The organism is Haemophilus parainfluenzae (assembly GCF_003253005.1).
GTDB lineage: Bacteria > Pseudomonadota > Gammaproteobacteria > Enterobacterales > Pasteurellaceae > Haemophilus_D > Haemophilus_D parainfluenzae_M.
Genome location: NZ_QEPZ01000010.1, coordinates 24,754 through 39,505, shown reverse-complemented (window position 1 = coordinate 39,505; position 14,752 = coordinate 24,754). Strand labels below are relative to the sequence as shown.

Sequence of the window (14,752 nt, the reverse complement as noted above, 5' to 3'; positions counted from 1 at the left end):
TTATTCAAAGTATGTCGAGAAAAGGGAATTGCTTGGACAATACCGCAATGGAAAGTTTCTTTGGGCGATTAAAAACAGAATGTTTTTATGGTCGGGAATTTAACAGTAGAGAAGAGATAGTTGATGCCGTCAGAGATTATTTGGATTACTATAATCACCGACGGATTCAACTAAAATTAAAAGGACTGAGTCCGATACAATATCGAAAACAATCCTTTAAATAACAGTCTAATTTTTTGGGGTCAGATCAATTTTAACCGCACTTTTCTTTTATTAATCCACAATTCGCAAATGAGATGCTGATTTCTGTGGTTTCTTTTCCGTCTTTGGCTTATCTACCGCTTCTGCAAAGCTTAATGGCTGTTCGGATGTTGGCTCACGATTTAGCTCATCGTAAATTTCTTCTGGCTCAAACATCACGCCATCACCATTTTCACGAGCATAAATAGCTAAAGCGGCGCCCATCGGAATATATAACTCACGAGCCACACCTTTGAAACGTGCATTAAACTGAATAAAGTCATTTGTTAATTGCAAATTCCCAGTCGCCCCCGCTGAAAGATTTAAGACGATTTGCCCATCTTTCACGTATTCCACAGGCACATTAGTACCATAATAATTAGCATCTACCACTAAATATGGGGTGAAATCATTATCCACTAGCCAATCATAATAGGCTCTTAGCAAATAAGGACGTTTTGGAGAAGGTATATGAGCCATTATTTATCATCCATTAAATTTTTAGGAGCAGCTTCACCCACTGATTGTAAGAAAGAATCACGGCTAAATACACGATCCATATAGCCTTTGATTGCTTTGCTTCCTGTACCGCTAAATTCCACGCCCATATTGCGTAATTTCCATAATAATGGTGCAATATAGCAATCAACTAAGCCAAACTCTTCACTCATAAAATAAGGAGTTTGTTGGAAGATAGCTGATACCGCTAACAATTCTTCTTTTAACTGTTTTAACGCTTCTTCACGTTCAACTTCTGTGCCTTTTTCAGCTATTTCTAATGTTGGGTACCAATCTTGTTCAATACGTAACATTAAAAGACGGCTTTTCGCACGAGAAACCGGATAAACTGGCATAAGTGGAGGATGTGGAAAACGCTCATCAAGATATTCCATAATAATACGTGAGCTGAATAATACTAAATCACGATCCACCAAGGTTGGTAATGTGCCGTAAGGATTTAATTCCATTAAATCTTCTGATAATGCTTGCAGATCAACTTCTTCGTTTTCGTAAGCAACACCTTTTTCAGCTAAGACTATTTTTACCTGATGGCAGTAAATGTCATTTTTATTTGAAAAAAGAGTCATTACTGAACGTTTACTTGATGCATTGGACATTTATTCCTCCGAAGATCCAAAATAATATATATACTTCTACTAAAAGTGGGCGATTATTTTAACATAACCGAGCTCTAAATTGCCAATAATTTCTCATTTTTATTTTAAAATCAAATAATTAAAAACGAAAACAAGAAATCAAAGAACGGCAATTTTTAATAATTTGTTTTTTACAGATATAAAAAAAGCAGAGATTGCTCTCTGCTTTCTTGAAACGATAATAAAAAATTAACGTTTGGAGTATTGTGGACGACGACGTGCTTTGTGTAAACCAACTTTTTTACGTTCAACGCGGCGTGCGTCACGAGTAACGAAGCCAGCTGCACGAAGAGCAGGGCGTAAAGTCTCATCATATTCCATTAATGCACGAGTGATACCGTGACGGATTGCACCCGCTTGACCAGAAATACCACCACCTTTAACAGTGATGTATAGGTCTAATTTATCAGTTAATTCCACTAATTCTAACGGTTGACGTACGATCATACGAGCTGTTTCGCGACCGAAATATACGTCTAATTCACGTTGATTGATAGTGATTTTACCACTGCCCGGTTTGATAAATACACGAGCTGAAGAGCTTTTGCGGCGACCAGTGCCGTAGTTTTGATTCTCTGCCATTTCCTAAACCTCGTGATTAAATGTCTAATACTTGTGGTTGTTGTGCTGCATGTTGGTGTTCTGCACCTGCATACACTTTTAATTTACGGAACATTGCACGGCCTAATGGACCTTTTGGCAACATACCTTTAACCGCAATTTCAATCACCGCTTCAGGACGGCGAGCGATCATTTCTTTGAAAGTCGCTTGTTTAATACCACCTACATAGCCAGTGTGCCAGTAGTAAAGTTTATCTGTTTCTTTACGACCAGTTACTGCCACTTTGTCTGCGTTGATAACGATGATGTAATCACCAGTATCTACGTGTGGAGTGTACTCAGCCTTGTGTTTACCACGAAGACGGCGTGCTAATTCAGTAGCTAAACGACCTAAAGTTTTACCTGTCGCATCTACCACATACCAGTCACGTTTTACTGTTTCCGGTTTTGCTACAAAAGTTTTCATTAATTAATTACCAAAATATAAGTTTGATACCCAGTGTTCCATATTGTTTGAAACACAACCATTAATCTTAATCTCCACCCCTTCGAGTGTGATCTCGATAAAATAATACACGGTGGGAATCCGTGCATTTACAGGGTCGGCGTATTATACCTATTTTTAGAAAAAATGCTAACTTTTTGTGCAAATAAATTGATTTTCTTTTAAAATACAACGCATAATAAATAATCATTAATTTTATTCATCATATTGATGAAATCATTGAAATTGACGCATATTAGTGCTTATTTTATGATAAGTGCACCCTAATAAAAAACGTAAGAAGGCATGCTATGAGCTACGCAAACGAAATTAACACATTAAATCAACATCTTGCTGATACTAACAAAAAAATTAATGTCTCCTTTGAGTTCTTTCCTCCTAAAAATGAAAAAATGGAAAGCATGCTTTGGGATTCTATCCATCGCTTAAAAGTATTAAATCCTAAATTTGTTTCCGTTACTTATGGTGCAAACTCTGGCGAACGTGATCGTACGCATAGCATCGTAAAAGCCATTAAAGCAGAAACAGGCATAGAAGCCGCACCACATTTAACAGGTATTGATGCAACACCTGAAGAATTAAAAGAAATAGCAAAAGATTATTGGGATAGCGGTATTCGTCGCATTGTGGCATTACGCGGTGATGAGCCAAAAGGCTATGCGAAAAAACCTTTCTATGCGGCTGATTTAGTTGAACTACTCCGCTCCGTAGCTGATTTTGATATCTCAGTTGCAGCATACCCAGAGGTTCATCCTGAAGCAAAATCAGCACAAGCAGATTTAATCAATTTGAAACGTAAAATTGACGCAGGTGCTAATCATGTCATTACTCAATTCTTCTTTGATATTGACAGTTATCTTCGCTTTCGTGATCGCTGTGCATCCATTGGTATTGAGGCTGAAATTGTTCCAGGTATTCTACCTGTTACTAATTTCAAACAACTGCAAAAAATGGCATCATTTACGAATGTAAAAATTCCAGCATGGTTGTCTAAAGCGTATGAAGGATTAGATGATGATCCTACTACTCGCAATCTCGTCGCGGCAAGTGTGGCAATGGATATGGTAAAAATCCTTTCTCGTGAAGGTGTGAATGACTTCCACTTCTATACATTAAATCGTAGCGAACTCACGTATGCGATTTGTCATACATTAGGCATTCGCCCTACAACAAATCCATAAAAGAAAAGCGCGGTTAAAATAACCGCACTTTTTTTCTTTTAACTATACTCGTCTAACTTGCCAAAAAGCTTTTTTCCAATAAGGGCTGTTCATCGAAGAGTAAATCACGCCACCTTTGGTTGAAGCATGTAAAAACTTATCTTCTTTCACATAAATCCCAACATGATAGCCATTTGGTCCTCGTCCCGTTTTAAAGAAAATTAAATCGCCAGTTTGGATATCTTCTTTACGAACAAGTTTTCCGTAACCCGCTTGATCTTTCGTAGTTCGAGGAAGATTGATATTAAAACGATCAATAAAGGTCTTTTGCACAAAACCCGAACAATCGATACCACCACGAGATTGCCCGCCTAAAACATATGGAGTACCCGCCCATTCATATTGTTGTTCACTTAACATGGCAATGGCTATAATAGGATCACCAATCTGACCTTTATAGTTCATTGCATACTCTTCACGAACACCGCTTGAACAAGCAAAAAGTAAAAAACTTTCTGCAACTAAAAAAGCACATTTAATCTTATTCATGTTCAATCCTGACAAAAGTGCGGTCAAAAACGACCGCACTTTTCTTACTATTGTTTTGGCTTGGTATTTTCCACGCGAGCACGTAATTTTTGCCCTGGCTTGAATGCCACTACACGGCGTGCTGAAACAGGAATACTTTCACCTGTTTTTGGATTACGCCCTGGACGGGAAGCTTTATTACGAAGTTCAAAATTACCAAAACCTGATAATTTCACTTCACCACCAGATTCTAACGATAAACGAATTTCCTCAAAAAAGTCTTCCACTAATGCTTTAGCTTCCGCTTTTTGTAATTGATACTTATCTAATAAGTATTCAGTAATATCAATTTTTGTAATCGTTGCCATGTTAGTCTCCTGTTTAGTCTCTAAGCTCCGCATTAAAGCGTTGTTTAACTTCGTTTAATACAGCAGAGATTACCGCATTAATCTCATCATCTTCAAGCGTTTTTTCATTATCTTGAATGGTTAAACTGATTGCTAAGCTCTTATGTCCGCTAGCAACGCCAATGCCTTGATATACGTCGAATAAATTGACTTGTGTTAATTTTTCTCCGCCGGCTTGTTTACATGCTTCGATAATATCGCCTGCTGGCACATTATCAGCAACGACTAAAGCTAAGTCACGACGGTTTGCTGGGAATTTTGAAATCTCTTTAGCTTGAACCACACGACGATTTGCAATGGCATCCCATAAAATTTCAAAAACAACCGCTTTGCCATTTAATCCTAATTTTTGAGCGATAAGTGGATGAATAGTTCCAATAAAACCAGTTTCTTTTCCATCTAATTCAATTGAAGCAGATTGTCCTGGGTGCAATGCACTGTGTGCTTTTGCCACAAACTTAACACGACTCCCCACTTCAGTGAGAGAAAGAATGCTTTCTAAATCACCTTTAAGATCAAAGAAATCAACATTTTCGGCCTTACCTGTCCAAGATTCAGATTTAGCGTTACCTGTAATTACACCAGCAAGAACAAACTCTTGGCGAATGCCAAATTCTGCATTAGCATCAGGAACAAAACGTAATCCCGTTTCAAATAAACGCACGCGATTTTGTTGACGATTTTGGTTGTATAGTACCGCACCTAGTAATCCACTTAACAATGAAACGCGCATTGCTGACATTTCAACTGAAATTGGGTTTGGCAATACAAGCGCTTCAATTTCTGGATGAAGTAAAGTCTGTACTTTTGGATCAACGAAGCTATAAGTAATCGCCTCTTGATAATCTGCATCCACAAGTGCGGTCTTAATTCTGCTTAATTCTAAATCGGCTTCTTTATGCTCACGCATACGAAGATGCGCTAATGGTGCGTTATTTGGAATGCTGTTATAGCCATAAATACGTGCCACTTCTTCAATGAGATCTTCTTCGATTTCAATATCAAAACGCCAGCTTGCAGAAGTTACGGTCCAAACATCATTAGCATATTTCACGGCGAAACCTAAACGCTCAAAAATCTCGGTCACGGTTTCAGTTTCGATATAATGACCTAATAAGCTATCTAATTTTTCACGACGTAAAGTGACTTCATTGACTTTTGGTAAATATTGCTCGCTCACGACTTCACAAATTTCGCCGGCTTCACCACCACAAATTTCAAGTAACAATGCTGTTGCTCTTTCCATCGCGTGACGTTGTAGCGTAAAATCAACACCACGTTCAAAACGATGTGAAGAATCTGTGTGTAAACCATATTGTCTTGCACGTCCAGCAATCGCTAATGGTGCGAAGAATGCGGCTTCTAAAATCACATCTTTTGTTGTTTCAGCATCAACACCACTTGCTTGACCACCAAAGATACCCGCCATTGCGAGTGGACCAGTTTGGTCTGCGATCAGTAAAGTATTCGGTTGTAATTTTGCGGTTGTACCATCTAATAAAACAAGTTCTTCTCCGTTATTGGCTAAACGTACTTGAACAGGTTGAGCTACTTTTGATGCATCAAAAGCATGCATTGGTTGACCTAATTCAAGTAAAACATAGTTGGTAATATCCACAATAGGATCGATAGAACGAATACCACAACGACGTAATTTTTCTTGTAACCAAATTGGTGATTGCGCTTTAACATTCACATTTTTCACCACGCGCAATAAATAACGAGGGCATGCTTCTGGTGCTTTTAATTCAATTTGAACTTTATCTGAAATCGTTGCAGGTACGGCATCAAAGTGCGGTTGATTAACAACTTGTTTATTCACCACACCAACTTCACGTGCAACACCTGCAATACTTAAACAATCTGCACGGTTTGGCGTTAAGCTGATTTCAATTGCTTTATCATCTAAATCTAAATATTCACGTAGATTTTTACCCACTGGTGCATCTAACGGTAGCTCAATAATACCATCTGCATCTACATCAATGCCTAATTCAGAGAATGAGCAAAGCATCCCTTCTGAAGGTTGGCCACGTAATTTAGTTTTCTTAATTTTAAAATCACCAGGTAATACCGCACCTTCAGTTGCACATGCCACTTTTAAACCTTGACGGCAATTTGGTGCACCACAAACGATATCTAATAAACGGTCGCCACCAACATTTACTTTAGTGACACGTAATTTATCTGCATCTGGGTGTTGAGCACATTCAACAACTTCACCTACAACCACACTGGTAAAGTCACCAGCTACCTTTTCAACGCCATCAACTTCTAAGCCAAGCATCGTGATTTGATCACATAACTGCTCTGTTGAAATTGATGGATTAACCCATTCTCTCACCCAATTTTCGCTAAATTTCATTATCTCTGTATCCTTTATTGATGAACGTGTTACGTTCTAAATTAATCATTATCGTCAATTTAACCCAACGGTTAATTACTTAAATTGTTTTAAAAAACGTAAGTCGTTTTCAAAGAATGAACGCAAATCTGTGACGTTGTAGCGTAACATGGTTAAACGCTCAACCCCCATGCCTACTGCGAAGCCAGAATATTCATTTGGATCAATACCTACGTTACGTAACACATTAGGATGCACCATACCACAACCTAGTACTTCTAACCATTTACCATTTTTACCCATTACATCAACTTCTGCAGAAGGTTCAGTAAATGGGAAATAAGAAGGACGGAAACGAACTTGTAAATCCTCTTCAAAAAATGCACGTAAGAAATCGTGTAATAAGCCTTTTAACTCGGTGAAGTTTGCTTTTTTATCTACATAAAGCAATTCAATTTGATGGAACATTGGTGTGTGCGTTTGGTCGTAGTCGTTACGATATACACGACCTGGCGCCATAATACGAATAGGTGGCTGCATTTTTTCCATGGTACGAATTTGTACACCTGAGGTTTGTGTACGAAGTAATAATTCAGGATTAAACCAGAATGTATCGTGATCAGCACGTGCTGGGTGATGTTTAGGAATATTTAATGCATCGAAATTGTAATAATCACTTTCGATTTCGGGACCGGTTTCCACAGAAAAACCTAACTCTGAAAAGAATTTTGTTACGCGATTGATGGTAATAGTCACTGGGTGTAAACCACCAGTTTCTGTTTTACGACCAGGAAGGCTCACATCAATACGTTCTTTTTCTAATTTCGCATTGAGTTCAGCTTGTTCCCATTCTGCTTTTTTAGCATTTAAAAAATCTAACGCTGCTTGTTTCGCCTCATTGATTTTAGCACCCATTGTGGGACGCTCTTCCGCAGCAATATTACGCAATTCTTGCATAAGTTGGGTAAAATGCCCTTTTTTACCAAAATATTCCACACGAATTTCATCTAATGTGCTTAAACTTTTATTTTCGATTTGTTCAATCGCCGATTTTGCTTTCTCAACAAGATCTTTCAGATGTTGCATAGTTTCCCCTGATTATCTTTTCTAACTAAAATAAACCTAATGATAATACTAACTCATTAAAAAATCACGCGTTTATTGGTGAATTGATGTTTCAGATGAAAAATGGCAAAAATTTTTGCTATTTTTTGAGATATATCACAGTAATTTTTAGTGCTTTCGTTAGAATGAAGAAAAATCGACCATGTCTAGGAGGCGTATTATGTGGAAATCAATTTCTCAAGTCTTAGCTGATCAATTTGGTGCTTACTATAACATCAAAGAAAAAAACAAAGTGCCTGGTGGCGAAGTAAATGAAACTTGGCTCATTACGGATGGAATCCAACCGGTCTTTGTTAAAGTGAATGAACGGTCCTATCGTTCAATGTTTCGTGCAGAAGCTGACCAATTAAACCTACTAGGCAAAACCAATACAATCCGACTTCCGCAAGTGTATGGCGTAGGCTGTTCTCAAAATCATAGTTTCTTATTATTAGAGGCGCTTCCTATTACTCAGCAAAGCAATGCTACGCCACATTTTGCTGAAGAATTAGCTAAACTCCATCAAGTATCTGGCACTAAAAACTATGGATTAGATTTTGATACTTGGCTTGGACCTGAGTATCAACCGAATAAATGGAGTGGAAGTTGGGCAAAATTTTTTGCAGAACAACGTATTGGATGGCAATTACAACTTTGCAAAGATAAAGGTTTAGACTTTGGCAACATTGATTTAATTATTGAAAAGGTAAAACACAAACTTTCAAAACATAACCCTAAACCTTCTTTGTTACATGGTAACTTATGGATTGAGAATACAGCTATCGTAGGTAATCAAACCTTTACTTATGATCCAGCTTGCTACTGGGGGGATAGAGAATGTGATTTAGCATTCAGTGAGCTTTTCCAGCCGTTCTCAGCTGAATTCTATGAAATTTATGACTGCACTTTACCTCTTGATAAAGACGGCTTTGAAGAAAGAAAACACCTTTATCAGCTCTATTATCTACTAAATTTCAGTCATCGTTTTGATGGGAGTTATATCAACTTAACCACTAAATTGATTAAAGAACTTCTACTTGAATAATTTCTTAAACATCAGATAAAAAAAAGAGCGTAATTTTCATTACGCTCTTTCTATCTTCCCTATCTATTATTTTTGATAAAGAGGTGCTGGACCTTGAGTTCCACCGTTAACTTGACCACCTTCTTGTAATTTTAATACAGAACCAGAAGCAGTGATCTCAACGCGACGATTAGGGCGTAAGCAATCTTTTAATGCTTTTCCATGTGGAATACCATCACAAGCTTTCACTTGAGGGTTTTTACCGTAGCCAACAGCGGTAATTTGAGTATTCACACCATCTTCAATTAAACGTGCTTTAACACGATCAGCACGACGTTGTGAAAGATTTAAGTTATAAGCATCAGAACCTAAACGGTCTGTATAACCCGCAACTTTAACATCTTTAGCACCAGTAGATTTTAATTGAGATGCTACGCTATCAACAACTTGTTTACCTTGTGCAGTTAAAGTGTCTTTATTGAAGTCAAATAAGAAGTCACCACTTAAATTGAATGCTGAATTACCGTTACAGCCGTTTGGATACCAGAAAAAGCTTTGTGCGTTGTGGTTTTTGTCAAACAACACTTTGTATTGGCAAATTTTATGTTCGCCATTTTCACGGTAGTTGAACACGTAATCCCATTCAGATACACCATATAGGCCTTCAGTGAAGTGTGGATCACCGATTAATTGACGAATCTGATCTTTGTTCATACCATTTTCAATCATACGAACATTATCCCAATTTGGCCAAGTACCGAATTGGCTACCATCATGGTTGAATTTTGCTGAGTCAATTTTAGGCCATACTAATTGAGGCACTTGTTGACCATTTACATCTTTATACTCTGGAGTACCTGCGTCAGTAACTTTGCTTAAGTTGCCACAAGCAGCAGCAGTTGCGATAGCAACAGTTGATAATAAAATACGAGATAATTTCATTGGCTTTACCTTTTATTTGTTAGAAACCCTAGAAAGGGCATAACTAAACTTTATGAATAAAATATAACAAAACTGTTAAAGTTTCGGATGCATATATTAATGGCAAAAAATCGCCTTGTAAATAATAAAATCAGTAAATTAGCCCTCTTTTTTGTAAAGGAATGTAAAGATATCTATTTTTAATGTATAAAATCATTTGCTCGCTTTGTAGCATAACGATGAACAATATTTACCGCACTTTCTTCAGCTTGACGACCTAATTTTTTTATCAAGGATTTTTTCAAGCGATACTTCACACTTACTACATGTTTTTCTTTCATTTTTTCCAAAATTAAATCATCACTGGTTGAAATTTCATCGACTAATTTCAAGTCGATTGCTTGTTGACCAAACCAATGTTCCCCAGTAGCAATTTTATCAATATCTATACAAGGGCGATTTTGTGAGACGAATTGTTTAAATAATTGATGTGTTTCTTCCAACTCTTGTTGAAATTTTTGTTTGCCTTTTTCGGTATTCTCACCTAATACAGTTACTGTGCGTTTAAACTCACCAGCTGTCATCACATCTACATCAACATCATATTTTTTCAATAAACGGTGAACGTTTGGAATTTGTGCTACGACGCCGATAGAACCAATAACAGCAAAAGGCGCAGATACAATTTTATCTGCTACACAAGCCATCATATAACCGCCACTTGCTGCAACCTTATCTACAGCGATGGTTAATTTTATGCCTTTTTGTTTCAAACGAGACAACTGAGAGGCTGCAAACCCATAATCATGAACAATACCTCCCGGGCTTTCTAAACGTAATAATACTTCGTCTTCTGGTGTTGCTACATTTAAGATTGCTGAAATTTCTTCTCGAAGTGCGGTCGTTTCTGACGCTGAAATATCACCATGAAAATCTAAAACATACACACAGCTTTTCTTTTCGTCACCTAAGGTTTCACCGTTTTTTAATTTCTCTTTACGTTTTTTTGCCTTTTGTTTTTCTGCTTTTTTCTCTGCTTTTTCTGCTTGTTTAAGTTCTTCTTTTGAAAGCGGGAAATCGCGTAAATGCTTTACCGTTTCCTTAAATTCTTCTGAGAGATCTATCACGACCAATTCACCATGATGTGTTGCATTACGCTGTTTTGCTGAAATAATTATTGCAACAATAGCGGCAATCACAAGTAAAATCGTTAAAATCTCCAAAATAAAAATGCCATAGCCGGTCAAAATATCAGACCACATAGTTTTCTCCTAAAATAAAGTGAAGGCGTTATTTTACTGTGCAAGCCCGATTAACACTAACTTTTTATGGAAAATTTTGCAATTTAAGGTAAACTAACGCAGTTTTATTGCCTAATTTATAATGAATTACAGAGGTTTATATGTCTAAAGTTTCATCCATTGTCGATGTGTTACGAGGTAAAGTTACTATTGGCGAAAAAGTTACCGTACGTGGCTGGGTTCGTACCCGTCGTGATTCTAAAGCAGGTCTTTCCTTCCTCGCTGTTTATGACGGCTCTTGCTTTGATCCTATTCAAGTCATCGTCAATAATGATATTGAAAATTATGAAAGTGAAGTATTACGCTTAACAACGGGTTGTTCTGTTATTGTAACAGGCACTATTGTTGAGTCACCTGCAGAAGGCCAAGCTGTTGAACTTCAAGCTGAAAAAGTAGAAGTGGCAGGGTTTGTAGAAGATCCTGATACTTATCCAATGGCAGCAAAACGTCATTCAATTGAATACTTACGTGAAGTAGCTCACTTACGTCCTCGTACCAATATTATCGGTGCCGTAGCGCGTGTTCGTCACTGCTTAGCACAAGCTATTCATCGTTTCTTCCATGAACAAGGTTTCTATTGGGTGGCCACTCCATTAATTACAGCATCAGATACAGAAGGTGCGGGTGAAATGTTCCGTGTTTCAACACTTGATTTAGAAAACCTTCCTCGTGGCGAAGATGGTAAAGTTGATTTCAGCCAAGACTTCTTCGGAAAAGAATCATTTTTAACGGTTTCAGGCCAATTAAATGGCGAGACTTATGCTTGTGCATTAAGCAAAATCTATACTTTTGGGCCAACATTCCGTGCTGAAAATTCAAATACAACTCGTCACCTTGCTGAATTCTGGATGGTTGAACCTGAAGTTGCGTTTGCAACGCTTGCTGACAATGCTAAATTAGCAGAAGACATGTTAAAATACGTATTCCGTGCCGTGCTTGCTGAGCGCAAAGATGACTTAAAATTCTTTGAAAAACACGTAGATAAAGATGTGATTACTCGTTTAGAAAACTTTGTAAACTCTGATTTTGCTCAAATCGACTATACCGATGCAATCGACGTGTTATTAAAATCAGGTAAGAAATTCGAATTCCCTGTTTCTTGGGGTATCGATTTATCTTCTGAACATGAACGTTTCTTAGCAGAAGAATATTTCAAATCACCTGTTGTCGTGAAAAACTATCCGAAAGATATCAAAGCCTTCTATATGCGTTTAAATGACGATGGTAAAACTGTGGCCGCAATGGATGTTCTCGCACCTGGAATTGGTGAAATCATTGGTGGTTCTCAACGTGAAGAACGTTTAGACGTATTAGATAAACGCATGGAAGAAATGGGCTTAAATCCTGAAGATTACTGGTGGTATCGTGATCTTCGTAAATATGGTACCGTACCACATTCAGGTTTCGGTCTTGGTTTTGAACGCTTAATCGTTTATGTAACTGGCGTACAAAATATTCGTGATGTGATTCCATTCCCTCGCGCACCAAGAAATGCAAATTTCTAAAAATATTGTTTAATATTGACCGCACTTTCTTTAAAGTGCGGTCATCATTTTAGGCGATAAATTTATCCCCTAATTTCATTTATTGTGTTTGAATCAATCTTTCAAATACATCACATTAAGGAAAGTAAAAATGGACAAAATTAAACAACTCTTTGCTAATAACTACAGTTGGGCGCAAAGAATGAAGGAAGAAAATTCCACTTATTTTAGAGAACTCGCCGATCACCAAACACCTCATTATCTTTGGATTGGCTGCTCAGATAGCCGAGTTCCAGCCGAAAAACTAACAAATCTTGAACCTGGAGAGTTATTTGTTCATCGTAATGTAGCTAATCAAGTTATTCATACAGATTTTAACTGTCTTTCGGTTGTGCAATATGCCGTTGATGTACTCAAAATTGAACATATTATTATTTGCGGCCACACCAATTGTGGTGGTATCAAAGCAGCGATGCAAGATCACGATCTAGGGCTAATCAATAACTGGTTGCTCCATATTCGTGATATTTGGTTTAAACATGGTCATCTATTAGGCAATCTTTCACCAGAAAAACGCGCAGATATGCTCACTAAAATCAATGTTGCAGAACAAGTTTATAACTTGGGGCGTACATCTATCGTAAAAAGCGCTTGGGAACGCGGACAAAAGCTTTCCCTACATGGATGGGTGTATGACGTAAATGATGGATTCTTAGTGGATCAAGGTGTTATCGCTACCAGTCGAGAAAGTCTTGAAATTTCTTACCGTAATGCGATAGCTCGCTTATCTAGCCTCGCAGAAGAAGATATCCTGAAAAAAGAACTTCCAGAAAACGAAGAATAAAAAAGTTCGGTTAAAATCTGATACGTTTTAACCTCACTTTTTATTTAAACTTACTATTTAACTAACTCTGTTTGCATATACATCAAACGATCAATATTTGTTAAATAATGTCCTAACTCTAGGGATTCTGGTTTATGGATATAAGGAATTTTCCCTAACAATGGCGCATCAATCTGAGTTTCTAAAATCTCTATAACTTCTTTGTAGTGGCCCAAGCAAGGATTAATTCGATTCGCAATCCAACCCAGTAAAGGCACACCAAGTTGTTTAATTACTTGAGCGGTAAGTAGTGCATGGTTGATGCAGCCTTCTTTAATACCAACAACCAATACAACGGGCATTTTATGCTCAACAACCCAATCAGCAAAGCTTTTACCCTCCGCCATGGGGGTGAGTAAGCCAAATGAGCCTTCTACGACAACAGATTGATATTTTTTCACTAATGTCGTTAAAGTCTGATCAATCTTGCTTAATTTAATGCGTGATTTATCTCGACTCAGCATTGGCATTGGATGTGCAAAAGTATAACTATTTACTTCCTGATAGGATACGGGTTCATTTGTTGCATCCATTAAAGCCAACACATCTGAATTATTTTCAGCATCATAATCTGTTTCAGATTCATCGGCTTGATTTTCTATAGGATAGATACCTGCTTCACAGCTACAAGCAATCGGCTTATACCCCACAATTCGCACGCCCTTTGCTTGTAATGCCTGAATAATGGCACGGCAGGCGGTGGTCTTGCCCACGTCGGTATCTGTACCTGCTACAAAGAAACTACTCATTTTCATTCTCCTTTTAAAAGTGCGGTGAATTTTAAAGGAGTTTTTTGAAGAAAATATTGAGGTAAAGCAAGATTTGAAGATTTTTACGAAAAATAAGAAGGTTATTTGATCTCACTCAAACTATTAAATAGTCCATCATCCTGTTTTGGCATTTGAAGGTAAAATCCTTGCTGAGTAATTTTTTCCATTACCTCGTTTTTATCTGCATGGACAAGCGGCTTACTTCCCTTCAAATTAAATGGCATAAGAAACTGAGTCTTGCCAAAACTTTGCATTAATATATCTGGTACAACTGAAAAATCATCTCGTTTAGAAATATAGATGTAGCAACCTGGCTTACGTAAACTTTTATAAATCACACATAACATTTTTTTGCTCCAAAAG

General features: G+C 37.5%; 17 protein-coding genes. 5 read left to right on the top strand and 12 right to left on the bottom strand.

The features are described from left to right. Positions 1 to 224, top strand: a 224-nt coding sequence (locus DPV97_RS09325) for an IS3 family transposase (protein WP_207798652.1), incomplete at its 5' end; no start/stop codon positions are given. Positions 225 to 273: 49 nt separating this feature from the next. Here the strand turns inward: DPV97_RS09325 and DPV97_RS09320 are convergent. The 4 genes from DPV97_RS09320 to rplM all read right to left on the bottom strand — a co-directional run bounded on the left by DPV97_RS09320 (position 274) and on the right by rplM (position 2,424). After that, positions 274 to 720, bottom strand: a complete 447-nt coding sequence (locus tag DPV97_RS09320; RefSeq protein WP_049363813.1) for a ClpXP protease specificity-enhancing factor — start codon at positions 718 to 720, stop codon at positions 274 to 276. Continuing rightward, the gene (gene sspA, locus DPV97_RS09315; RefSeq protein ID WP_070713053.1) at positions 720 to 1,358 is read right to left on the bottom strand and encodes a stringent starvation protein SspA; all 639 of its coding nucleotides are present in this window, start codon (positions 1,356 to 1,358) and stop codon (positions 720 to 722) included. The genes DPV97_RS09320 and sspA overlap by 1 nt, the downstream gene beginning before the upstream one ends. A 228-nt stretch (positions 1,359 to 1,586) precedes the next feature. Continuing rightward, a complete protein-coding gene (rpsI, locus tag DPV97_RS09310) occupies positions 1,587 to 1,979 on the bottom strand; it encodes a 30S ribosomal protein S9 (RefSeq protein WP_005696173.1) in 393 nt (130 codons plus the stop codon). 16 nt (positions 1,980 to 1,995) lie between these two features. Then, the gene (gene rplM, locus DPV97_RS09305; RefSeq protein WP_005628896.1) at positions 1,996 to 2,424 is read right to left on the bottom strand and encodes a 50S ribosomal protein L13; all 429 of its coding nucleotides are present in this window, start codon (positions 2,422 to 2,424) and stop codon (positions 1,996 to 1,998) included. Between the two features lie 329 nt (positions 2,425 to 2,753). Between rplM and metF the strand changes: the two genes are divergently transcribed. Then, complete coding sequence (gene metF / locus DPV97_RS09300; protein WP_049363807.1) at positions 2,754 to 3,644, top strand: methylenetetrahydrofolate reductase; 891 nt, start codon at positions 2,754 to 2,756, stop codon at positions 3,642 to 3,644. Positions 3,645 to 3,686: 42 nt separating this feature from the next. Here the strand turns inward: metF and DPV97_RS09295 are convergent, their stop codons facing one another. The 4 genes from DPV97_RS09295 to pheS form a co-directional block, all read right to left on the bottom strand. Further along, complete coding sequence (locus DPV97_RS09295; protein ID WP_049363753.1) at positions 3,687 to 4,172, bottom strand: C40 family peptidase; 486 nt, start codon at positions 4,170 to 4,172, stop codon at positions 3,687 to 3,689. A gap of 47 nt (positions 4,173 to 4,219) precedes the next feature. Next, the gene (locus tag DPV97_RS09290) at positions 4,220 to 4,519 is read right to left on the bottom strand and encodes an integration host factor subunit alpha (RefSeq protein WP_005697518.1); all 300 of its coding nucleotides are present in this window, start codon (positions 4,517 to 4,519) and stop codon (positions 4,220 to 4,222) included. Between the two features lie 13 nt (positions 4,520 to 4,532). Continuing rightward, positions 4,533 to 6,923, bottom strand: coding sequence for a phenylalanine--tRNA ligase subunit beta (gene pheT / locus DPV97_RS09285; protein WP_111382975.1), 2,391 nt, complete (start codon positions 6,921 to 6,923; stop codon positions 4,533 to 4,535). A 75-nt stretch (positions 6,924 to 6,998) separates the two neighbouring features. After that, on the bottom strand, positions 6,999 to 7,988 hold the full coding sequence (gene pheS, locus DPV97_RS09280; protein WP_070713046.1) for a phenylalanine--tRNA ligase subunit alpha: 990 nt from the start codon (positions 7,986 to 7,988) through the stop codon (positions 6,999 to 7,001). A 199-nt stretch (positions 7,989 to 8,187) separates the two neighbouring features. Between pheS and DPV97_RS09275 the strand changes: the two genes are divergently transcribed. Then, positions 8,188 to 9,051 carry a fructosamine kinase family protein gene (locus DPV97_RS09275; RefSeq protein WP_070713044.1) on the top strand — a complete coding sequence of 288 codons (864 nt, stop codon included), beginning with the start codon at positions 8,188 to 8,190 and terminating at the stop codon, positions 9,049 to 9,051. Between the two features lie 66 nt (positions 9,052 to 9,117). Here the strand turns inward: DPV97_RS09275 and DPV97_RS09270 are convergent, their stop codons facing one another. Beyond that, positions 9,118 to 9,972: an OmpA family protein gene (locus tag DPV97_RS09270; RefSeq protein WP_049363759.1), complete on the bottom strand. Its 855-nt coding sequence runs from the start codon at positions 9,970 to 9,972 to the stop codon at positions 9,118 to 9,120. A gap of 179 nt (positions 9,973 to 10,151) precedes the next feature. Next, entirely contained in the window at positions 10,152 to 11,213 is a 1,062-nt protein-coding gene (gene sohB, locus DPV97_RS09265) for a protease SohB (RefSeq protein WP_049363762.1), read from the bottom strand. Between the two features lie 140 nt (positions 11,214 to 11,353). Here sohB and asnS point away from each other — a divergent pair, with 140 nt between their 5' ends. Together asnS and can are read left to right on the top strand one after the other, a co-directional pair. Further along, positions 11,354 to 12,757 (top strand): asparagine--tRNA ligase, encoded by a 1,404-nt coding sequence (gene asnS, locus DPV97_RS09260; protein WP_070713042.1) that lies wholly within the window; start codon positions 11,354 to 11,356, stop codon positions 12,755 to 12,757. Between the two features lie 130 nt (positions 12,758 to 12,887). Beyond that, positions 12,888 to 13,580, top strand: coding sequence for a carbonate dehydratase (can, locus tag DPV97_RS09255; protein ID WP_049363767.1), 693 nt, complete (start codon positions 12,888 to 12,890; stop codon positions 13,578 to 13,580). 53 nt (positions 13,581 to 13,633) lie between these two features. Here can and bioD read toward each other — a convergent pair whose 3' ends face one another. Continuing rightward, positions 13,634 to 14,368 carry a dethiobiotin synthase gene (gene bioD, locus DPV97_RS09250; RefSeq protein ID WP_049363768.1) on the bottom strand — a complete coding sequence of 245 codons (735 nt, stop codon included), beginning with the start codon at positions 14,366 to 14,368 and terminating at the stop codon, positions 13,634 to 13,636. A gap of 101 nt (positions 14,369 to 14,469) precedes the next feature. Continuing rightward, positions 14,470 to 14,736 (bottom strand): YcgL domain-containing protein, encoded by a 267-nt coding sequence (locus DPV97_RS09245; protein WP_049363769.1) that lies wholly within the window; start codon positions 14,734 to 14,736, stop codon positions 14,470 to 14,472. Positions 14,737 to 14,752 lie beyond the last annotated feature (16 nt).